17 protein-coding genes are annotated in these 19,816 nt (G+C 58.4%); 11 read left to right on the top strand and 6 right to left on the bottom strand.

The features are described 5' to 3' along the window. Nucleotides 1–9: 9 nt before the first annotated feature. The 5 genes from H598_RS0118360 to H598_RS0118340 all read left to right on the top strand — a co-directional run bounded on the left by H598_RS0118360 (nucleotide 10) and on the right by H598_RS0118340 (nucleotide 6,962). The gene (locus H598_RS0118360) at nucleotides 10–2,376 is read left to right on the top strand and encodes a phosphoketolase family protein (protein WP_028114305.1); all 2,367 of its coding nucleotides are present in this window, start codon (nucleotides 10–12) and stop codon (nucleotides 2,374–2,376) included. A gap of 286 nt (nucleotides 2,377–2,662) precedes the next feature. Then, nucleotides 2,663–3,676, top strand: a complete 1,014-nt coding sequence (epd, locus tag H598_RS0118355) for an erythrose-4-phosphate dehydrogenase (protein ID WP_028114304.1) — start codon at nucleotides 2,663–2,665, stop codon at nucleotides 3,674–3,676. Nucleotides 3,677–3,707: 31 nt separating this feature from the next. After that, nucleotides 3,708–4,886 (top strand): phosphoglycerate kinase, encoded by a 1,179-nt coding sequence (locus tag H598_RS0118350; protein WP_028114303.1) that lies wholly within the window; start codon nucleotides 3,708–3,710, stop codon nucleotides 4,884–4,886. A gap of 86 nt (nucleotides 4,887–4,972) precedes the next feature. Next, on the top strand, nucleotides 4,973–6,040 hold the full coding sequence (gene fba, locus H598_RS0118345; RefSeq protein WP_028114302.1) for a class II fructose-bisphosphate aldolase: 1,068 nt from the start codon (nucleotides 4,973–4,975) through the stop codon (nucleotides 6,038–6,040). Nucleotides 6,041–6,233: 193 nt separating this feature from the next. Then, nucleotides 6,234–6,962, top strand: coding sequence for a DUF481 domain-containing protein (locus tag H598_RS0118340; RefSeq protein WP_028114301.1), 729 nt, complete (start codon nucleotides 6,234–6,236; stop codon nucleotides 6,960–6,962). On the opposite strand, the gene H598_RS0118335 is transcribed toward H598_RS0118340, so the two are convergent. From H598_RS0118335 to H598_RS0118320, 4 genes are all read right to left on the bottom strand, one after another. Beyond that, nucleotides 6,937–9,036, bottom strand: a complete 2,100-nt coding sequence (locus tag H598_RS0118335; protein ID WP_028114300.1) for a nucleotidyl cyclase domain-containing protein — start codon at nucleotides 9,034–9,036, stop codon at nucleotides 6,937–6,939. The genes H598_RS0118340 and H598_RS0118335 overlap by 26 nt on opposite strands. Before the next feature lie 72 nt (nucleotides 9,037–9,108). After that, entirely contained in the window at nucleotides 9,109–9,705 is a 597-nt protein-coding gene (locus H598_RS0118330) for a TatD family nuclease-associated radical SAM protein (RefSeq protein WP_028114299.1), read from the bottom strand. Nucleotides 9,706–9,751: 46 nt separating this feature from the next. Then, nucleotides 9,752–10,966 (bottom strand): ATP-dependent RNA helicase SrmB, encoded by a 1,215-nt coding sequence (srmB, locus tag H598_RS0118325; protein WP_028114298.1) that lies wholly within the window; start codon nucleotides 10,964–10,966, stop codon nucleotides 9,752–9,754. Nucleotides 10,967–10,971: 5 nt separating this feature from the next. Beyond that, nucleotides 10,972–11,667 carry a tRNA1(Val) (adenine(37)-N6)-methyltransferase gene (locus tag H598_RS0118320; RefSeq protein WP_028114297.1) on the bottom strand — a complete coding sequence of 232 codons (696 nt, stop codon included), beginning with the start codon at nucleotides 11,665–11,667 and terminating at the stop codon, nucleotides 10,972–10,974. A 350-nt stretch (nucleotides 11,668–12,017) separates the two neighbouring features. On the opposite strand from H598_RS0118320, the gene brnQ reads away from it, so the two are divergent. After that, nucleotides 12,018–13,322 carry a branched-chain amino acid transport system II carrier protein gene (gene brnQ, locus H598_RS0118315; protein WP_028114296.1) on the top strand — a complete coding sequence of 435 codons (1,305 nt, stop codon included), beginning with the start codon at nucleotides 12,018–12,020 and terminating at the stop codon, nucleotides 13,320–13,322. A gap of 61 nt (nucleotides 13,323–13,383) precedes the next feature. On the opposite strand, the gene H598_RS25765 is transcribed toward brnQ, so the two are convergent. Continuing rightward, entirely contained in the window at nucleotides 13,384–14,634 is a 1,251-nt protein-coding gene (locus tag H598_RS25765; RefSeq protein WP_156897103.1) for a glycosyltransferase family protein, read from the bottom strand. Between the two features lie 115 nt (nucleotides 14,635–14,749). On the opposite strand from H598_RS25765, the gene H598_RS24940 reads away from it, so the two are divergent. Continuing rightward, entirely contained in the window at nucleotides 14,750–15,766 is a 1,017-nt protein-coding gene (locus H598_RS24940; protein WP_035416217.1) for a hypothetical protein, read from the top strand. On the opposite strand, the gene H598_RS0118300 is transcribed toward H598_RS24940, so the two are convergent. Next, nucleotides 15,701–16,519: a hypothetical protein gene (locus H598_RS0118300; protein WP_028114295.1), complete on the bottom strand. Its 819-nt coding sequence runs from the start codon at nucleotides 16,517–16,519 to the stop codon at nucleotides 15,701–15,703. The two genes, H598_RS24940 and H598_RS0118300, sit on opposite strands and share 66 nt — an antisense overlap. Nucleotides 16,520–16,654: 135 nt before the next feature. Here H598_RS0118300 and H598_RS0118295 point away from each other — a divergent pair, with 135 nt between their 5' ends. Genes H598_RS0118295 through H598_RS0118280 form a run of 4 tightly spaced genes read left to right on the top strand, consistent with a single transcriptional unit; the run spans nucleotide 16,655 to nucleotide 19,810 of the window. After that, nucleotides 16,655–17,848, top strand: coding sequence for a PP2C family protein-serine/threonine phosphatase (locus H598_RS0118295; RefSeq protein ID WP_051252856.1), 1,194 nt, complete (start codon nucleotides 16,655–16,657; stop codon nucleotides 17,846–17,848). 12 nt (nucleotides 17,849–17,860) lie between these two features. Continuing rightward, nucleotides 17,861–18,196 carry an STAS domain-containing protein gene (locus H598_RS0118290; protein ID WP_028114293.1) on the top strand — a complete coding sequence of 112 codons (336 nt, stop codon included), beginning with the start codon at nucleotides 17,861–17,863 and terminating at the stop codon, nucleotides 18,194–18,196. A gap of 20 nt (nucleotides 18,197–18,216) precedes the next feature. Beyond that, nucleotides 18,217–19,356 (top strand): nucleotidyltransferase family protein, encoded by a 1,140-nt coding sequence (locus H598_RS24935; protein ID WP_245595621.1) that lies wholly within the window; start codon nucleotides 18,217–18,219, stop codon nucleotides 19,354–19,356. Between the two features lie 19 nt (nucleotides 19,357–19,375). Then, complete coding sequence (locus H598_RS0118280; RefSeq protein WP_028114292.1) at nucleotides 19,376–19,810, top strand: ATP-binding protein; 435 nt, start codon at nucleotides 19,376–19,378, stop codon at nucleotides 19,808–19,810. Nucleotides 19,811–19,816 lie beyond the last annotated feature (6 nt).

The raw sequence follows: 19,816 nt of genomic DNA, 5'->3' as shown, positions 1-19,816 counted from the left end.
CAACGAAACATGGCAACTAAGAAAGAAATTGGTGCACTAAAAAAACTGGTGCGCGCAAGCAACTTTCTGTCTGTAGCACAAATTTACCTGAAGCAGAACGTTCTGCTTCAACGTGACCTGCAACACGACGACATTAAGCCTCGTCTGCTGGGTCACTGGGGTACCTGCCCGGGCATCGCGTTTGTTTACGCCCACATCAACCGTCTTATCTGTAAACACAACCGCCCATTCCTGTACCTGGTCGGCCCTGGCCACGGCTTCCCTGCCGTACAAGCCAACCTGTTTATCGAAGGTTCCCTGTCTCACTTCTACCCTGACACCATCCCGTACAAAGAAGCGGGCATGAAGCAGATTTGTGAGAAGTTCTCTGCCGCTTACGGCTACCCATCCCACGCTAACCCTGAAGCCCCTGGCCAGATTCTGGAAGGTGGTGAGCTGGGTTACTCCCTGGCTGTCGGCTACGGTGCCGCCCTGGATAACCCAGACCTGATCAACGTGGTTCTGGTGGGTGACGGTGAGTCCGAAACCGGCCCTCTGGCGGCTTCCTGGTACGCCAACCGCCTGATCGATCCTAAGAGCTCCGGTGCGGTACTGCCGATTCTGCACATCAACGGCTACAAGATCTCCGGTCCTACCCGTCTGGGTCGTATGGACGACGAAGAGATTCGCATGGAGTTCACCGGCCTGGGCTACGAAGTGCTGTTTGTCGATGACGAGAAAGAGCAGGACGTGTACGAGCAGATGGCCGATGCCATGGATCGTGCCTACGAGATCATCACCGACATTCAGACCCGCGCTCGCAACGGCGAAGACGTGTGCAAGCCGCGTTGGCCTGTTATCGCCATGCGCACTGCCAAAGGCTGGACCGGTACCAAAGAAGCCGATGGCAAGAAGCTGGAAGGCAACTGCGACTCGCACCAGGTAATCATCAACAACTGCGCCAAAGATCCTAAGCATCTGAGCATGCTGAACGAGTGGCTGGCCAGCTACGAATTCGACGAGCTGTACAGCATCGGCGAAGATGGCGCCCTCAAGTTTGACGCGGAAATCGAAGGCCTGATCCCACGTGAAGATCTGCGCATCGGTCGTCAGATTCTGTCTTACGGTGGTGAGGTGGTTCGTCCGCTGAACAAACCTGACCTGAAAGCCCTGAGCTACGGCTCCGAGACCCCTCGTGGTCAGCGTGGTGTGTCCATGCAGAAGATGGGTCAGTGGATGCGTGATGCCTTCCGCCTCAACGCCGAGCAGAAGAACCTGCGTATCTTCTCCCCGGATGAGACCTACTCCAACCAGCTGCAGGCGGTATTCGAAGAAACCAGCCGTGCCTGGCAGTGGCCTATCAAAGAGTGGGACCAGGACATGAGCCGCGATGGCCGCGTCATGGAACTGCTGTCCGAGAACCTGCTGTTCGGTATGCTGCACGGCTACACCGTGACCGGCCGTCACGGCATGTTCCCGACCTACGAAGCGTTCGCGCAAGTCGTGTCCTCTATGTGTGACCAGTACTGTAAGTACGTGTACGCCTCTCAGGGTGTACCGTTCCGCAAGCCGGTACCGGCGTGCAACGTGGTACTGTCTTCGCTGTTGGAGCGTCAGGATCACAACGGTTACTCTCACCAGAACCCGTCCCTGCTGGGCGCGATGCTGGAGAAGCACCCGACCATCATCTCGGCATACCTGCCTGCCGACGGCAACAGCACCCTGTGCTACACCGAGAAGGCGTTTGACGATCGCGACAAGCTGAACGTGATTGTGGCCGGTAAGAAAGATCTGCCTCAGTGGCTGACTCTGGATGAAGCCAAGAAGCAGTGTGACGAAGGCATCATGACCTGGGACTTCGCCTCTGACGAAAACCCGGATGTGGTTCTGGCGTCTTGCGGTGACTACGTGACCCAGGAGTGTATGGCTGCTCTGGTTATTACTCGTGAGCTGCTGCCTACCCTGAAGATTCGTTTCGTGAACATCTCCGAGCTGACTTCGGACGGCATCGGTAGCCTGAAGTACGGTCAGAACCCGACTCTGCTGGATGAGTACTTCACCGCCGATAAGGGTGTGGTCATCAACTACCACGGCTACCCGAACACCATCCACAAGTTGCTGTTCAACTACCCAGGCATTCAGCGTTGCCGCGTTAAGGGCTACGTGGAAGAGGGTTCCACCACCACTCCATTCGATATGGGTGTTCGTAACGGTACTTCCCGTTACCACCTGGTGATCGACATGGCGTACAAGGCCTTCCAGCAGGGCGTGATCACCGATGCTCAACACGTCGAGATCACTACCGACATGCTGCAGCGCCTGGTTGACCATCGCAACTACATCAAAGAGTTCGGTGTGGATCCTAAGGAAATCACCGATTGGGTTTGGTCTCGCTAATCCCGGTTTGATGCACAGAGAGGGCCCCGAGGGCCCTCTTTTTTTATTTTCGCTGTACTACTATTTTGTTTTTTTATTACGAATTTGATGGCTGATGTTGAGACTGTCGACCCGTTATGGCGATTTGGTGTTATTGCCTTTCGTTTTGCTGGGGTAAACTGGTGCCGGGTTTCTTGATTTTGGGTCGGATGGCGGCGGTCTGAGTGCCGGGAGCCGCTTAAGCCTTTGGGTGCGGGGCGGTTCTGAGCTAAAATGGCGTCCGCTCAGCATCAACATTAAGTGAATAATGACAATACGGGTCGCCATTAACGGGTTTGGCCGCATCGGCCGTTCCACCTTGCGAGCGCTCTACGAGAGCGGTTTACGTGAACAGATCGAGGTTGTGGCCATCAATGAGTTGGCCTCGCCGGAAGCCATCGCCCACTTGACTCAGTTTGATACGACCCACGGCCGTTTCGGCCAGCGCGTCAGTCTGGGGCAGGACTGCCTCCATGTGGGGGCCGATTGCATCGCGCTGTATCACTGCGACGACCCGGCCGCCTTGCCCTGGCGGCAACTGGCGGTAGACATTGTGCTGGAATGTACCGGCAAGCTCAGCAGCCGCGACGACGCCGGATTGCATCTGAATGCCGGCGCCGGCAAGGTGCTGTTTTCCCATCCGGCGGCACCGGATGTGGACGCCACCGTGGTGTTTGGCATCAACGAATCCAGCCTTCGGCCTGAACACCGGATTGTGTCGAACGCCTCCTGCACCACCAACTGTTCGGTGCCGGTGATTACCCTGTTGGATGAAGCCTTTGGCATAGAACGTGGCGCACTGACCACCATCCATTCGGCGATGCACGATCAACAGGTGATCGACGCCTACCACAGTGATTTGCGCCGCACCCGTGCCGCCAGTCAATCCATCATTCCGGTGGACACCAAACTGGCCCGGGGCATTGAGCGCATCCTGCCGCATCTGGCAGACAAATTTGAGGCCATTGCCGTTCGCGTTCCCACCATCAACGTAACGGCGATGGACCTGTCGCTGACCTTAAAGCAGCGAGTCGACATAGCGACCATTAACCGTACCCTGGCCGAAGCCGCCAGCGGCAGATTACGGGGGATTCTGGACTATACTGAATCGCCATTGGTCTCCAGTGATTTTAATCACGATGCGCACTCCAGCATCGTCGATGGCACCCAGACCCGGGTGGCCGATGGCCATCTGGTGAAGTTGTTGCTCTGGTGCGACAACGAGTGGGGGTTTGCCAATCGAATGCTGGACACCTGCCTGGCAATGTCGGCACAGAAGTAGATTTTGATTATGAACTTTACGAGGAAATAAAATGAGCGTTATCAAGATGAAAGAGCTGGCCCTGGCCGGCAAACGAGTTCTGATTCGCCAAGATCTGAATGTGCCGGTGAAAGAGGGTAAAGTGACCTCGGACGCCCGCATTCGCGCGTCTCTGCCGACCATCAAGCTGGCCCTGGAGCAGGGTGCCAAGGTGATGGTGATGTCTCACCTGGGTCGTCCCACCGAAGGCGAGTTTGCCGCCGAATTCTCCCTGCAACCTGTGGTGGATTACCTCAAGGCCGAGCTGGATTGTCCGGTGCGTCTGGCCGTCGACTACCTGGATGGGGTTGAGGTTGCCGAAGGCGAGCTGGTGATCCTGGAAAACGTTCGTTTTAACCCAGGCGAAAAGAAAGACGACGAGACGCTGTCCAAGGCCTACGCGGCTTTGTGTGACGTGTTCGTGATGGACGCCTTTGGTACCGCCCACCGCGCCCAGGCGTCTACCCATGGTGTGGCTAAGTACGCCCCGGTTGCCTGCGCCGGCCCACTGCTGGCCGGTGAACTGGAAGCCCTGGGCAAGGCCCTGGACAACCCGGCCCGGCCGATGGTGGCCATTGTTGGTGGCTCCAAGGTGTCTACCAAGCTGACGGTTCTGGAATCCCTGGCCGGCATCGTTGACCAGCTGGTGGTGGGGGGCGGCATCGCCAATACCTTCATCGCTGCCGCCGGTCACCCGGTAGGCAAATCGCTGTTTGAGGCGGATCTGGTCGAGGAAGCCAAGAAGCTGACCAGCGAAGCCCAGAGCCGTGGCGGTGACATTCCGGTACCGACCGACGTGGTGTGTGCCGACAAGTTTGCCGAAGACGCCACCGCGACCCTGAAGCCGGTGGCCGAGGTCTCCGACGAAGACATGATTTTCGATATCGGCCCCGACAGTGCCGCGGCCCTGGCGGAGATTCTGAAGTCTGCCGGTACCATCGTCTGGAACGGCCCGGTAGGGGTATTCGAGTTCGATCAGTTCGGTAAGGGCACCGAAGCCATTGCTCGTGCCATCGCCGAGTCCAAGGCATTCTCCATTGCCGGCGGTGGCGACACCCTGGCGGCGGTCGACAAGTACGGCATTGCCGATCAGGTGTCCTACATCTCTACCGGTGGCGGTGCTTTCCTGGAGTTCCTGGAAGGCAAGACCCTGCCGGCGGTTGCCATGCTGGAGCAGCGGGCGAAAGCGTAATCTCGCCGCTGCCATACAATAAATATAATCAGGCGCGCAGGAACGCGCGCCTTTAAAAACCTTACATCTATAACAGGAGCCCTTCCATGGCACTAATCTCTTTGCGCCAAATGCTGGATCACGCCGCCGAACACAACTACGGTGTGCCTGCCTTTAACGTTAACAACCTGGAGCAGATGCGTGCCATCATGCAGGCCGCTGAAGCCACCGACAGCCCGGTGATTGTGCAGGCGTCTGCCGGTGCCCGTAAGTACGCCCGTCCTCAGTTCCTGCGTTACCTGATGAACGCAGCACTGGAGCAGTACCCGGACGTGCCTGTGTGCATTCACCAGGATCACGGTACCTCTCCGGACGTGTGTCAGCGCTCCATTCAGATGGGCTTCAGCTCGGTAATGATGGACGGCTCCCTGCGGGAAGACGGTAAAACTCCGGCGGACTACGGTTACAACGTTCAGGTGACTCAGCGTACCGTCGCCTTCGCACACGCCTGTGGTGTGTCTGTCGAAGGGGAAATCGGTTGCCTGGGCAGCCTGGAAACCGGCATGGCCGGTGAAGAGGACGGTGTCGGTGCCGAGGGCATTCTGAGCCACGACCAACTGCTGACCGATCCGGAAGAAGCGGCGCGCTTTGTGGCTGCCACCAAGGTGGACGCCCTGGCCATCGCCATCGGCACCAGCCACGGTGCCTACAAGTTCTCCAAGAAGCCGACCGGTGACGTGCTGCGCATCGACCGCATCAAGGAGATTCACGCCCGCATTCCTGACACTCACCTGGTGATGCACGGCTCCTCCTCGGTTCCTCAGGAGTGGCTGGAAGTGATCAACATGTACGGCGGTGCCATTCCGGAAACCTACGGGGTACCGGTGGAAGAGATTGTTGAAGGCATTAAGCACGGCGTACGCAAGGTCAACATCGATACCGACCTGCGCCTGGCCTCTACCGGTGCGGTGCGTAAGTTCCTGGCGGAAAACCCGTCTGAGTTTGACCCGCGCAAATTCCTGAAGGCGTCCATGGAGGCGATGGCGCAGATTTGTACCGATCGCTTCGAAGCCTTTGGCTGTGCCGGCCAGGGTTCCAAGATGAAGCCACTGTCGCTGCAGGCGATGTACAAGCGCTACCAGACCGGTGAGCTGGACCCTAAAGTCCACATCTAAGTCTCTGAACGACTCGATTGAAGAAGCGTCCTGCCTGGCAGGGCGCTTTTTTTTATGCCGCAATCAGAAAAGGCGCCGACAAAGCCATCATTTGCCGAGGCGTTTGCCCCAAGTTGTGATAAATTTGTTGCCATTGAGGCCGGTGGACACGTTCGGCCTCGTATTTAGGGAAGCAGTAAAAAAGGAATGCGTGATGAAACAGCTATTTTTGGCCACCGCAATGGCGGCCGTGTCTTGCGGTGTCTGCGCCGCCGATGAGGCCATTGCGCCGTCAGGAAACGTCGAGTTTGGTTTTTCCAGCACCACCGGGAACAGTGAAGTCACCACGGTAAAAGGCAAAGCCGAGTACACCCATTGGCTGGGGCAGTTTGAAAACCGCTACCTTCTGGAAACCCTGTACACCGAAGATGAGGACCAGGTCTCCAAAGAGCGCTATTACGGTGAGGCGCAAACCAACAACCGCTTCAGCGAAACCTCTTACCTGTTTGGCTTCCTGTCTAACGACATCGATAAGTTCTCCGGCTACCGTTACGTGGCGACCGTCGCCGCCGGTTACGGTCATCGTCTCTACCAGGGCGATAAGATGCACCTGGATGGTGAACTTGGCCCGGGTTACAGCTACAAGCGGGTGGATACGGCCCAGGCCCCGGATGCGGACAACGAGTCCTCGGTCATCGCCCGTGCCAACCTGGATTTCTGGTGGGCGTTTTCCGACAATGCCGAGTTTCGACAGAAACTGTCGTCGGACGTGAGCCTGTCCGGCAACGCCACCATCAGCAAGGCGGAATCGTCAATTACCGCCAACCTGGTAGGGGCGCTGGCGATGAAGTTTGCATTTAATATCAAACACACCACCAAGCCAGTAGACGACAAAGAGTCTCTGGATACCGAAACCTCTATGACTCTGCTGTATAAGTTCTAGCGTCATTGGGCGGCTGGCGGTCCCCCACCCAACTGATGGGGTGGCCGCTGGGCAGTCGCTTGTTGGCGTCATCCAATTGGGCCAACCCTTCCCGCAGGGAGCGGCCCGTCGCCAGCCAGGTGGCGCTGATGCGCAGCTCCACCGGGGTGTCCTCGAAGCGCTCATTGAGCCCCTGCGCCAGGGTTTCTGCCTGACTGGTGCTGCTCTGGCTCAGCAGTACCACCAACTCTTCGCCAAACTGGGCAATGCAGCTATGACGGGGGGCCAACTCCTTGAGGTGCTGCACCACGATGCGTTGGTTGATGGCCCAGCTTTGCGGCTGCTGATGGCGGGCGCGGAACTGGCGTAGGTTCAACAACGCTTCCGGCCCGCTGGCGTCCTGATGCATCAACTGCATCTCCCGGAACCCGGCCAGTGGCGGATTGCTGGCGTCATCGCTGCCCTGCCGATCTTGCAGGGTGAGTATCCACTGACTCTTATCGTCCCCCTGGTTGACGCTGGCCAGGCGCGGCTGCATGCCGTGGTGATGAGTCTTGAGCCATACCGGCTGTTGCCACAGACCGTCGCGAGCGACACTTTGCTGCAGATCGCTGAACTCCATTCCCTCCGGCAGGCTGATCAGCCGGTCGAGTGGCAGCGGCCGGTTGTCATCCGCATCCCGCCCCAGCCACTCCCTCAGGCTGGCATTGCACAGTTGCAGATTCAGTTCATTGTCCATCAGTGCCAGCCCGACCTGGGACTGGGTCAGGGAGCGGTAGGCATTCTCATCATCGGTAACCGGCTGCAGGTTGGCGATCACCAGTGGGAACAGGTTGTTGCTGCTGCTGTGACGCAGCTCTATCGCCAGAGAGCGGTCCTGACCGCCTGGCGACAACTGCCCCTGCCATTGGCCCTTCTCCAGGGTGTGCTCCCAGCCGCGCTGAGCACGATCGCTGCCAAATAACTGGTGGAACCACAATCCCTGGTTGCCGCTGGCTTTCAGGCCCAGTAGGCGATGGGCCGACGGGTTGGCCAGAATCAGCTTGCCCGAGGGGGAGAACAGCAGCGTGCTGCCGGCGTGTTGATACAGCTGCTCTGCCACATCCATCGCCAGTTGGAAGTGGCCCTGCTGTTTCTGTAGTCCGTGCTTTTGAATGGTGAGCCAGCACAGGAACAGAATCAGCACCAGTCCCAGGGAGCCGACGATGCGGCGATGATCCCGGGCCAGCAACAGCAGTTCATGGTCATCGAAGTAGCTGACCAGATAGAAGGGTTCAAAATGGCCAGCCTTGACCCGCAGGAACAAAAAGTTGCGGTCTTCAATGTTGAGCTGACCGAACTCCTGCCCCTGAATCTGCGGCCACAGGGCGGCCATCCGCTGCTGATCTTGCTCGCTGAGGCGGTCGTTGCCACCGGTGTGGCTGAGCTTAAAGGCTTTGCCCTCGATATCGAACAGCATCAGCGGAATCTCTCCCATCTGGTCGACACGATAGAAGGCGCTGAGCACCGGAGTCAGATCGGCATAAATGGCGGAGTATTTGACCCCATGGGGGTTGGCGGGTACGGGCACTCGCTGCCAGTGAGAGACCCGGTGCTGGCCGGTGTCGATCAGCAGCGGTGAGTAGCGGGCCTGGCCCTCTCCCTGGGTTTCCCGATTGTCTGCCTGGCCTTCATAGTGCGGCGAGGGCGTGAGGGTACTGGCCACCACCTGGTTGTTGCTGTCGTACAGCTCGATGCGTTCTATCGCTTCCAGTTTGTCGGTCAACCCCTGCAGATAGCTCTGTAGCTGTTCGGTGTCCAGTTCCGGCGCATTGAGCAGGAACCGCAGCACGCCGATCTGCGAGATGACCTGGCCGCGGCTCTGCAGTGACAGCAAACGATCGGTGATGCGATCACTGTACAACTGAATCTCGGAAAAACGGTGGTTACCCAGCTGCTCTTTCTGAAGCTTGAGGTTGACGCCAAAGGCCCAGCCCAAGGCGACTGCGGTCAGACAGATGATGATCGCAATCTGTGGCCAGAGCATGTCGAACTTGCGGTTGGAGCCGCGCAGTTCCGGCATCGAGTCCAGAAAGGTGGTCAGCTTATGGTTCATCGTTGCGTGTTATTCACTGAAGGTAGCTCACTGTATCACCAGAAGGTGCCGTCGGCTATGGAGCCTGGGGCGCTAACCGACCACGTCCAGGTGGCGGTGTTTGAATTCCACACCGGCGTCGTCACAGATGCGCTGGCAGGCGGCGATATCCACGCCTTCGAGGCCGTCAATGGCGGACACCGAAACCGAATCGATGTAGCTCGGCGCCAGGCGAATAAACTCACGGACGGCGTCGTAGCTGCCTTTGAGTTTGGGCTGGCAATGACGTTCATAGGTGGCCTGATCCTGGGCGTTGAGGGAGATCGACAGGCTGTCGATGCACTCTCCCAGTTCCGGCAGGATGTTGCGCCGGTGGAACAGGTTGCCCAGGCCATCGGTGTTGATGCGGGTGTTGCCGCCCTGGGCCTTGACGTGGCGGGCGATGGCCAGCAGCGGTGCCAGGTTGAGGGTGGGCTCACCGTAGCCGCAGAACACAATCTCGTCGAAGTCGGTCACTGTGCCGAGCAGGGGGATGATCTCCTCCGCTGTCGGCTGTTTATCCAGCTTCAGCTGATACTGATGCACCTCGGTGCTGCCGTTGTGCTTGGGGCAGAACTGGCATCTCAGGGTGCAGCGGCCGGTCAGGTTGATGTAGCGGCTGTTGCGAATGTCGTAGACCAATTGGCTCATGGCAGGACCTCAGTCGCCCACCGGGGTGGGCGACAACGATGGGACATTATTTTTTCTTGGCTTTTTTGGCTTTCTTCGCCTTGGTGGCCGGCTTTTTCTTCTTCGGTGCGCTGGGCTCTTTGGTCTGAGGCTTCAGATCCTGAATCACCCGGCGGCGAATGGGCTCGCCAACGTAGCGCTCGATCTTACCCAGGTAAGGGTGATCGTGGGCCTCCACCAACGAAATGGCACAGCCTTTGGCGCCGGCGCGGGCGGTGCGGCCGATGCGGTGCACGTAGGTGTCGGCGTGGCGGGGCAGATCGTAGTTGAACACATGGGTGATGCCATTGATGTCCAGCCCCCGGGCGGCGACGTCGGTGGCGATCAGCACGCGAATGCCGCCGTCTTTGAAGCGAGCCACGGCGGCGTCGCGTTTGGCCTGGGGCATTTCACCCTTGAGGCAGTTGGTGCGGATTTTGGCCCGATCCATCTGTGCCACCAGCTTTTCGACCCGTTCCCGAGTGCGAACAAACACCACTGCCTTGGTGCACTCTTCATCCGCCAGCAGCCGCTTTAGCAGCGCCAGCTTGTGCTGGGCATCGTCGGCGCGGTAGTAGTACTGGATGATCTTCTTGCGTTCTCGGCGCGACGGTTCGGCGTCGACTCGCATCGGTTCGTCCAGCAGTTCGCGGGCAAAGCCCTCGATCCCTTTGCCTTCCAGGGTGGCGGAGAACAGCATCGATTGCTTCCGCCAGCGGGCTTCGGCGGCGATGCGGTCCACATTGGGGCCAAAGCCCATGTCCAGCATGCGGTCGGCTTCATCGATGATCAGAATCTCGATGTCGCGGCAGGCCACCTTCTCTTTCTCGATGTAGTCCAGCAACCGCCCCGGGGTGGCCACCAGCAGATCCAGGTTCTTGGCCAGCATCTGGTTGTCTTGATCGAAGTCGACACCGCCGGTCAGGGTGCCGGTAGTAATGCCCAGATCGCCGATCAGCTTGTCGGCGTACTCTTTGACCTGGGTGGCCAGCTCCCGGGTCGGGGTCAGGATCAGCACCCGAGGGTGGCCGGGCTCCCGGCGGGGAAAGTCCAGCATGTGCTGCAGTGCCGGCAGCAGGAAGGCGGCGGTTTTACCGGTGCCGGTGGGGGCATTGGCAAGAATGTCTTTCTGTTCCATCGCCGCCGGAATCACCTCTGCCTGAACGGCGGTCGGCTCGGTATAACCGGATTTGGTCAGCGCCCGAATCAGGCGATTGTCGAGCTCTAGGGTGTCGAAACTCATGTTATTTATCCATTCAGATAGAAGTTGGCCGTCAGGTGTTTGAACTCATCGCTGTACACCCCCTGATGGTGGTGGATGACCAGCTGTGTCTGCTCACAGGTGACGGCCTGGCGAGCAAGTTCAAGTAGATACAGTTTATCAGGCTTACGGGCGACGGTTTTGACCGCCGTCAGCCGACTCAGGTGCAGCGCGTGTTCAGCCCGGGCCTGTTGCAGTGAGGCGAGGGCCGTCGCCGGAATCACCAGGCTGATTCGTCCCTGCGGGTGCAAGCGCGTTACCAGAGCGTCGAGCAACTGGTTAAAGGGCAATCCGTGCCTGGCCCTGGCCCGCTGGGGACAGGGGGCAACCACTCCGGCTTCAAAGTAGGGAGGGTTGCTGATCACATGGTGATAGCCATGTGTCTGGGTGCGGGCAAATGCACCGAGTTCCTGCCGAATTACCTCGATCTGGTCTGACCAGGGGCTGCGTCTGACGTTGCTGGTGGCCTGATCGCAGGCGGCCGGGTCCAGCTCTACCGCATCGATGTGGGCCTCACTGCGCTGAGCGCACATCAGCGCCAGCAGTCCGCTGCCGCTTCCCGCATCCAATATTCGCCCTTGTTGGGGCAGCCTGGCCCAGCAGCCCAGCAGGACGGAGTCGGTACTGACCTTCATGCCGCAGCGGTCGTCATCAACATGAAACTGTTTAAAGGTAAAGCCCATCTCTATGCCCGCCGCAGAACAGGGGGCGAATTCTACCAGATTTGTGGGTAAAAACCCTGCGCTTGTGCGCACAATGAATGTTAACAGCTTGGTGTTACTTGGTTTCATTTCATGGTGGGGCTATTGCGCTCACCGATGGCGCATGGTATTAGTTGCGCTGTGATTTGATGGTGACTTGAATCGCGATTTCGAAAAAAGAACGAGAAAACAACCAGGGATACTCGCTTTTACCAAACGATTGGTTAGAAAAGCCTCAATGACTGAGGCAATAAGAGAAAATTGGCTGTAATCGAAAGTTTACACGTGAAGGCTTTCGAGCAGAAAGTTTAAAGAGAGAAGAAGAGGCAAGTTTGGAAAAGCGATTGACAGTAATGGACACCCTGAGTGTCGGCTTTATGACCTTCGCGTTCTTTTTGGGCGCAGGTAACATGATTTTCCCTCCCATGGCCGGGTTCCTGGCCGGGGACAACTATTTCCCAGCCATGATTGGCTTTCTGTGCACCGCAGTGGGACTGCCACTGCTGGGCCTGATCGCGGTCGCCAAGGCCGGCGGCAGCATTCCGGTGATCACCGCCAAACTGCCCGCCTGGATTGGTGCCACCATCGCCTGTGCCATCTTCATTATTATTGGTCCGGCGTTTGCTGCTCCCCGTGCCGGGTTGGTGGCTTATGAAATGGGGGCGGTGCCCTTTCTCAACGGCGACAACGCCACCACTCAGGCGCTGTACTCGGTGATTTTCTTTGGCATCGCCATGCTGCTGGCGTTGTTCCCGGGCAAGCTGGTGGACAGTGTGGGCAAGGTGCTGACTCCGGCGCTGATCGTGCTGTTTGCCATTCTGGCGCTGGCGGCATTTGTTTTCCCTCAGGATCCCATCGTGGCGGCCCAGGGCGGCTATGAAAGCGGCGCCTTTACCAAGGGCTTCCTCGAGGGCTACGGCACCATGGACGCGCTGGCATCGCTGGTGTTCGGCATGCTGATCGTGGACCTGCTGCGCAAGAAGGGCATCACTGAAAGCGGTCAGCAGGCCAAGTACCTGGGTATTGCCGCCATCATCGCCGCCGTCGGCCTCAGCTTTGTGTACGTGCCGCTGTTCTATCTGGGCGCCACCAGCTCGGTGCTGGGGGCGGGCGCCGATACCGGCGGTGCCATTCTGACCACCTTTGTCAATCAGGTGTTCGGCGCCTATGGCGTGGTGATGTTGGGTGCGGTTGTGACCCTGGCTTGCTTGACCACGGTGATCGGCCTGTTGTCGGCCTGCTCCGATTACTTCGGTGAGTTGCTGCCGAAGATTGGCTACCGGGGCTTTGTGGTCATCAATGCGCTGTTTTGCGCGGTGGTGGCCAACGTGGGCCTGAGCCAGCTGATCACCATCAGCATTCCGGTATTGATGGCGGTCTACCCCATTGCCATGGCGCTGATTGCCTTCTGCTTCGTGCGTCCGTACCTGCAGAATGAGCGTGCCGGCCTGATCATGATGGTGGCGGTATCGACCCTGTTTGGTGTCATTGATGGGGTCAAGGCGGCCGGTGTCAACACCGACGCCCTGAACTTCCTGCCGTTCTATGATGTGGGCATGGCCTGGTTGCTGCCCACTCTGCTGGCAACCTTCGTGGCCCTGTTTGCCAAAGCCAGCCCGCAGCCGGCGATGCGTTAATTGGCACTATGGCTGAGAACGCGCCACGGTTTACCGTGGCGCGTTTTTTTATGCCGCTGTTTTACGCCGGTACCCCGGCTTCCCGAGCCAGTTTGAGCGGACTGAACAGTTCCTGGCGGCAGATGGCCTCGATGTCGGCGTCATCGACGACCTCTGCCATGGCCTCAACCAGGGTGTTCCACTGGGATTCATTCATGGTCTCGATCAGGCTGGCAAACTCATCGGATATCGGCTGCGCTGGCACGTAGAAACGGTACATCTTGACGATGGATTTCAGCATCGGCAGATAAGGGGACAGCTCGGAGGTGGTGGAGAGGGCATCGCTGTCGATCCAGCCAACCGCCACCTTGCCGATGCGGTGCGGGCTGAGTAACTGTGACTTCAGCAGCAGTTCCATGTCAAAGGCAAATTTGGTTTCCATCATCTCCCGGGTCAGCGGGGTGACGAACTCGCTGCGGAACATCTTGAAGCCACACTGGGTGTCGATGATGTTGTGCAGTTGCGGCAGCAGGCGTTTCCACAAGTAGATAAACAGCTTGCCCCTGTGGTTGCGCATCCCCTGTTTGACCACCACCGAGGTGGGTTCGCGACGTGAGCCGCAGGCGATGATGTTGTCGTGGTGGCTCAGGTTGTCCACCAGCAGTCCCAGTTGTCCCAGGTGGGTCGACAGATCGGCGTCGGTGTAGGCGATGAAGTGGTTCTTGGTTGGCCCGGTGCGGGCGGCGTGCCACATACCATAGGCGATGGAACCGCCTTTCTGGCTGTCGGCGGTGGAGGTCAGAGAGGCCGCCGGCCCCTCTTTGGCAGCGATGGCTCGACTGAGGAAGCGAACCTCAATCTTGTGTCCCTGCTCCAACTCCTCGACCTGCTCCTGGGCGCACTGGCCACTGCGCTCCGGGCAGCCGTCGTCCACCAGAATCATGCGCCAGTCGACGTTAGGCAGATCCTTGCATAGCCACTGCAGTTGCTCGCTCTTGCGGCGAATAAAGTCTTCACCATGGGGGTGCTCCATGGGGCTGAGCATTCGTTGATGTTCTTTATACATGGCAAAAACCACACTTATCAGCGTGTTAGGTCTACACTTCTGTAAGCAGAGTTTGGATATGGCTAGCTTGACGGCCATCTTGGCGGCCAGGGCCTGATGCAGGATAAGTTCCTGCTCCATGGCTTTAAGCTGAAACAGATCCATGCCGGAGTCGAGTAACAGTTCTGCCATGGCGGTCAGCTTGGCCAGGTGCTGACCATTGGTGAGATTGAGTTGGTGGGTCAGTTCGCCCTGCTCGACCATGAGCGCCGTCAAAGTCTCCCTCATAACCCCTCCCTGGGTTGTGGCTAGGTTGTTACTTTAACGCTAGGACAGGATTCTGATTTGTACCAAAAAATTAGCCGGAATATTTAGGCCCTAGGGATTAGGGGGAGCATTCAGTGTGAAAGTGCCGATATGCCAGGGATTGGCGTTAGGGCTGTGGTTGGCCCTGAGTTCAGCTTGCGTGGTGGCGGGCGAAGGCGAGTTTTACCAGCAGGCCGCCAAGGCGGCACCGCCATCGTCGTCGTCGCCACTGACGCCGGCGATGGCGTCGGAGGCTGAGACTCAGGCTGCGCCCGCGTCGGAGAGCTGGAATGGCGTCTGGACCGGGGTGTCCAGCTCTTTTGCTCTGCCCTTTGGCGAGTGGCTGGATGAGCAACGCCCCTGGTACAGCGGCTGGTCTGGTGGTCTGGCGGCCTATTACCCACTGAAAGACAGCGTGATGGCGGCCGACCCTGACAACAATGTCGGCGGCATCGAAGGTACCAACCCGTCGCTGACCGCGACTTTCAAGTACAGCCCCATCGGCAACTGGTTTGCCACCGTCAGCCTGTATCACTACTTTGATGGGGATCTGCAACAGCCCTGGGAGCCGGACTACACCTATGTGTTTGGCTACAGCGACTGGCGCCCCTATACCTTGAGCTTGATCTACTCCAACTACGGCGGCAACCGATTTAGCCCGGAGCCCGGGGAAAGCAGCACCTATTTCCGTCGTGGCACCTGGTCATTGGGGTGGAAATTTCCGGTGCCGACGCCCTGGTTGCGGCCGTTTTCGATATTTGACGATGCCGCCATGGGCTGTCAGACCGACTTTCACTATACCCCGGAGTATTTTGATCTCGAAGGGGACGCTTATCTTGAGCACGGCCGCAGCCTGAGCCTGGGATGCAAGTACACCATCACCGGCAACTGGTATTTGAATTTCTCGTTGTTCTACTACCCGGACAGTGCCCAGAAGCAGCCCTGGAGTCCGGATTTCACCTATGGCTTTGGCTATTTCGACTGGCGACCGTTTACCTTCTCTTTGCAGTACAACAACTACTCAGGTAACCGTTACCCCTGGAACCCGTCAGTCGATGACACAGGTCGACTCAAAGATGGCGCTTTGATGCTGGCCTGGAGTTGGGCCCTGTAGGGCATCGACGGGACTGAGGCTGATGCAGTAGCGATTGGACAGCGGCTTGAGGTCCAGCCAGCGATTGCTGGTGTTGAAGCCGGTGGCGGAGACTTGCACCAGGTAGCGGCCACTGGGCAGGGCCAGTCCCTGAACGAAACGGGGGCTGATATTCAGAATCTCGATGCGGGCGTGGGCGGGCTCGGTCTTGATGTACAGCGGCACGACGCTGATTTCGTCACTGTGCTGCTGCTCCTGTTGCTGCTGCCAGCGGGCATCGAACTGCTGCTGACGTTCGCTCAGACTGCTCAGTTGTCGTTGCTGTCGGTGCTGCTGCTGTTGCAGTTGACGCTGTTGCTGTTGCAATTGACGCTGTTGTTGACTGACTTGAGTCAATGCCTGCTGCAGTGCCGGATCCGCAGTCAGCGATGGAGGTGGCGGTGGTGCCGGGGTGTCGACACTCAGCGGCTGTAGCAGCGGCGCTAGGGTGACCAGATACAGCACCAGAAACTCATCGAGGTCCACCTCTTCGGTACGGTAGCCGTAACGGCTGAGCCGCTCCAGCTCGGCCCAGGGCAATTGAGGCTGATCGCGCCACTGCTCGAGCCGATGCTCAATCAGACGGTTGATCAGCAGTCGCTGATGCAATTGCTGTTGCTGGTGTTGCAACTGCTGTGATGAGATCGACAGCCGCCAGATCACCAATACCAGGATCAATGCCAGTCCCAGCCACACCCAGGTTCGTACCCGGGAAACTCCACTCGCCTTATCCATGGCAGTGTTCCTACTCCCTGTTCTAGTTAGCTATTTAAGTGTAGTTCAAAATGCAATCAGGTTTGCCGACTGTGGTTTTGTCGACTAGCGTTAGTTAAGCACAGCGAAAAAATGCTGACAGGGATGTGGGGCGTTATGAAGCTATTGATTGTTGAGGATGCCATGGATGTTCGCATGGTGTTGGCTGCCGCGTTGCGCCGGTTTGGCTACGAGGTGCACCAGGCCGCCGACGGTGCCGAAGGGCTGGCGATCCTTAAAAACGATACCAGCATACAGCTGGTGATCTCTGACTGGTCGATGCCGGTCATGGACGGGTTCGAATTGTGCCGACGCCTGAAGCAGGAGCAGCAGGTCGAGCGCTTCGTGTACTTCATTATGTTCTCCTCCAATGACGATGAAGAGCGAATCATCGCCGGCCTGGAGGTGGGCGCCGACGACTTTATTGCCAAACAAGCCCCCAAGGCAGAGCTCAATGCCCGCATCCGCGCCGGCGGCAGGCTTATCGATCTGCACAATGAGCTGCAGCGCAAACAGGAGAAGCTGGAGAAGGCCTATGCCAGCATCGAAAACGACGTGATGCTGGCGGCGGAGATGCACCACAAGCTGTTGCCGACGGTAAAGGAGTTGCCCGGCGTGCAGTTTTCCTGGCTGGCCACCAGTTCGGCCTTTCTCGGGGGAGACATGTTTGACTACCGCCGCCTGGATGAGCATCACATCTCGTTTTACTTGCTGGATGTGTCCGGCCATGGGCTGCCATCGGCGTTGCTGTCGTTTACCCTGAAACACGTGATGTCGCCGTCGCAGAAGGGCTTCAGTGTCATGAAGCGACACCTGCCCCAGCCTCCCTTCTATGAGATCGTCGATCCCGCCGAGGTGGTGGCGACCCTCAATGATCGCTTCCAGTCTCAGGGGGACAACAGCCAGTATTTCACCATGGTCAATGCGGTACTGAATGTGCAGACCGGCTTGCTGAAACTGTGCCAGGCCGGTCATCCCGGCCCGCTGCATCAGACCTCTTCCGAGGTGATTGAACACACGCAAAATGGGTTTCCAGTGGGGATGTTGCCGGACCTGGAGTACAGCTCCTATGAAGTGCAGCTGGCCCCGGGGGATCGCATCTATCTGTACTCCGATGGTGTCACCGAGTGTTTCAATGCCACCAAAGAGGAGTTTGGTGTGAGCCGCTTCATTCAGTCTCTGCAGCAGCAGCGCGACTCGAGCATGGATACCCAGCTGCAGAGCCTCAAGACCCAGCTGGATCGATGGAATGTCGGTCCGGATTTTGACGACGACGTATCAATTCTGGCCATTGAATGGCAGGGACAATAGAGGAAGTAAGCGATGGACATGCGAACTGAAAAACGAGATGGATACTTGGTGATTAGCCTGGAGCAGAGCCGGTTGGATGCGGCCTCGGCCCCGGGGTTTCGCAGCGGGGTGGAGACGGCAATTTCCGAGGGTAATCAGCGGATTGTGCTGGACTTGTCCAAGGTGAACTTCATGGATTCCAGTGGCCTGGGAGCGGTGGTGGCCGTGTTGAAGACCCCCAACTGCGGGGAGCTGAGGATCGTGGGGTTGCAGCGGGCGGTGCAGGAGCTGTTCCGGTTGACCCGCATGGACCGAATCTTTGAGTGTCATGACGATGTGCCCGCCGCCTTGAAGGCGGTGAAGGCCTAGGAGGGAAAGCCGTGCAAGGTATGATTTTAGGAGCGGGAAAGGGCACCCGGGTGCGGCCGATCACCGAGATGATCCCCAAGCCGATGATCCCGATTCTGCGCCGGCCGGTGATGGAGTCCATCGTGCAGCACTTTAAGTTGCACGGTATCGATGAAATCGTGGTGAACACCTGCTATCTGGCGGCCAAGATCGAGGACTACTTCCGCGACGGTTATCAGTACGGTGTCGACCTGTGTTACTCCTACGAGGGGGAGATGCAGGGGGGCAAACTGGTGGGCAAGGCCCTGGGCAGCGCCGGTGGCATGCGTCGAGTACAGCAGAACTCCGGCTTCTTTCATGACACCTTCGTGGTGGTGTGCGGCGATGCCTGGATCGACCTGGATTTTACTGCGGCGGTGGCCTGGCATAAACAAAAGGGCGGCCTGGCGACCATCATCACCAAACGGATGGCGGCCGACACCCTGCACCGCTATGGGGTGGTACAGACCGATGATCAGGGGCAGGTACTGGCGTTTCAGGAGAAGCCGGCTACCGGGACGGCGGTCAGTGACATGGTCAATACCGGCATCTACATCTTCGAACCGGAGATCTTCAACTACATTCCCGCCGAAGGGGAGTACGACATCGGTTCGCAGCTGTTCCCGGAGCTGGTGCGGCAGAAGATTCCATTCTATGCCACCGCGTTTGAATTTCAGTGGGTCGACGTGGGCCAGTTGAGCGACATCTGGCAGGTCACCAGCAGCATCCTCAAAGGCGAGGTGGAGAACTACCCGATTCCCGGCCGGGAGGTGGCACCGGGGATCCACATGGGCATCAACTGCGTGGTGGATCTGGAGATGCTGGATATTAAAGGACCGGTGGTGATCGGCAATGGCTGTCGCATTGAAACCGGCGCCAAGCTGCGCGGACCGCTGGTGATCGGCCACAACTGCATCATCGAAAAGGGCGCGGTACTGGAGAACAGCTCGGTGGACGATTACACCTACGTCAGCGGTATCGCCGCCATCGTCGATCGCATGATCTTTCAGGATCACTGCATCGATCATTTTGGCAACCACTTTACCCTCAAAGAGATTGGGGCCCACGAATTGCTGTGTGACAGTCGAATTCAGAATCGTCAGCGCTGGCAGTCGCCCCCTTGCCTGATCAGCGCCAAATGACAACCTAGGGAGCAAGGCAATGGAATGCTGCATCACCCTGAAAGGCACCGCCAGTTACGACGTGGTGGCGATGATGGCCAAGTCGGTGGCCGCCATGTACCAGCTGTCGGCCTTGCCGCTGGAGGACGCCGGTCTGGTGGAGTTGGCGGTGGCTGAAATTGGCAACAATGTGGTGGAGCACGCCTATGGCAACCGCCCCGGCGGCAGTCTCGAGATTCGGTACCGGCAGTGGGCCGACGGCATTGAGATTGTGCTGGTGGACGAGGGCATCGCCATGCCGGAGGCTCAGCGCCAGCGGGTGACCGAGCCACAACTGCTGGAGCTGAACCCGGATGATCCCAGTACCTGGCTGACCAGCGGTCGGGGTCTGGGCATTGTCGGTCAGGTGATGGACAGCCAGAGCTACTCGCGGGAAGACCAACGTAACTATTTTCGCATGACCAAACAGGCATAAGGACGG

This window comes from Ferrimonas kyonanensis DSM 18153 (assembly GCF_000425405.1).
GTDB lineage: Bacteria > Pseudomonadota > Gammaproteobacteria > Enterobacterales > Shewanellaceae > Ferrimonas > Ferrimonas kyonanensis.
This window is presented reverse-complemented; position numbering and strand designations above follow the sequence as displayed.

What these genes read in the sequence shown, in the direction of transcription:
- H598_RS0118360 (WP_028114305.1), top strand. Translation starts at nt 10, where the DNA reads ATGGCAACTAAGAAAGAAATTGGTGCACTAAAAAAACTGGTGCGCGCA.
- epd (WP_028114304.1), top strand. Translation starts at nt 2,663, where the DNA reads ATGACAATACGGGTCGCCATTAACGGGTTTGGCCGCATCGGCCGTTCC.
- H598_RS0118350 (WP_028114303.1), top strand. Translation starts at nt 3,708, where the DNA reads ATGAGCGTTATCAAGATGAAAGAGCTGGCCCTGGCCGGCAAACGAGTT.
- fba (WP_028114302.1), top strand. Translation starts at nt 4,973, where the DNA reads ATGGCACTAATCTCTTTGCGCCAAATGCTGGATCACGCCGCCGAACAC.
- H598_RS0118340 (WP_028114301.1), top strand. Translation starts at nt 6,234, where the DNA reads ATGAAACAGCTATTTTTGGCCACCGCAATGGCGGCCGTGTCTTGCGGT.
- H598_RS0118335 (WP_028114300.1), bottom strand. Translation starts at nt 9,036, where the DNA reads ATGAACCATAAGCTGACCACCTTTCTGGACTCGATGCCGGAACTGCGC.
- H598_RS0118330 (WP_028114299.1), bottom strand. Translation starts at nt 9,705, where the DNA reads ATGAGCCAATTGGTCTACGACATTCGCAACAGCCGCTACATCAACCTG.
- srmB (WP_028114298.1), bottom strand. Translation starts at nt 10,966, where the DNA reads ATGAGTTTCGACACCCTAGAGCTCGACAATCGCCTGATTCGGGCGCTG.
- H598_RS0118320 (WP_028114297.1), bottom strand. Translation starts at nt 11,667, where the DNA reads ATGGGCTTTACCTTTAAACAGTTTCATGTTGATGACGACCGCTGCGGC.
- H598_RS25765 (WP_156897103.1), bottom strand. Translation starts at nt 14,634, where the DNA reads ATGAGGGAGACTTTGACGGCGCTCATGGTCGAGCAGGGCGAACTGACC.
- H598_RS0118300 (WP_028114295.1), bottom strand. Translation starts at nt 16,519, where the DNA reads ATGGATAAGGCGAGTGGAGTTTCCCGGGTACGAACCTGGGTGTGGCTG.
- H598_RS0118295 (WP_051252856.1), top strand. Translation starts at nt 16,655, where the DNA reads ATGAAGCTATTGATTGTTGAGGATGCCATGGATGTTCGCATGGTGTTG.
- H598_RS0118290 (WP_028114293.1), top strand. Translation starts at nt 17,861, where the DNA reads ATGGACATGCGAACTGAAAAACGAGATGGATACTTGGTGATTAGCCTG.
- H598_RS24935 (WP_245595621.1), top strand. Translation starts at nt 18,217, where the DNA reads ATGATTTTAGGAGCGGGAAAGGGCACCCGGGTGCGGCCGATCACCGAG.
- H598_RS0118280 (WP_028114292.1), top strand. Translation starts at nt 19,376, where the DNA reads ATGGAATGCTGCATCACCCTGAAAGGCACCGCCAGTTACGACGTGGTG.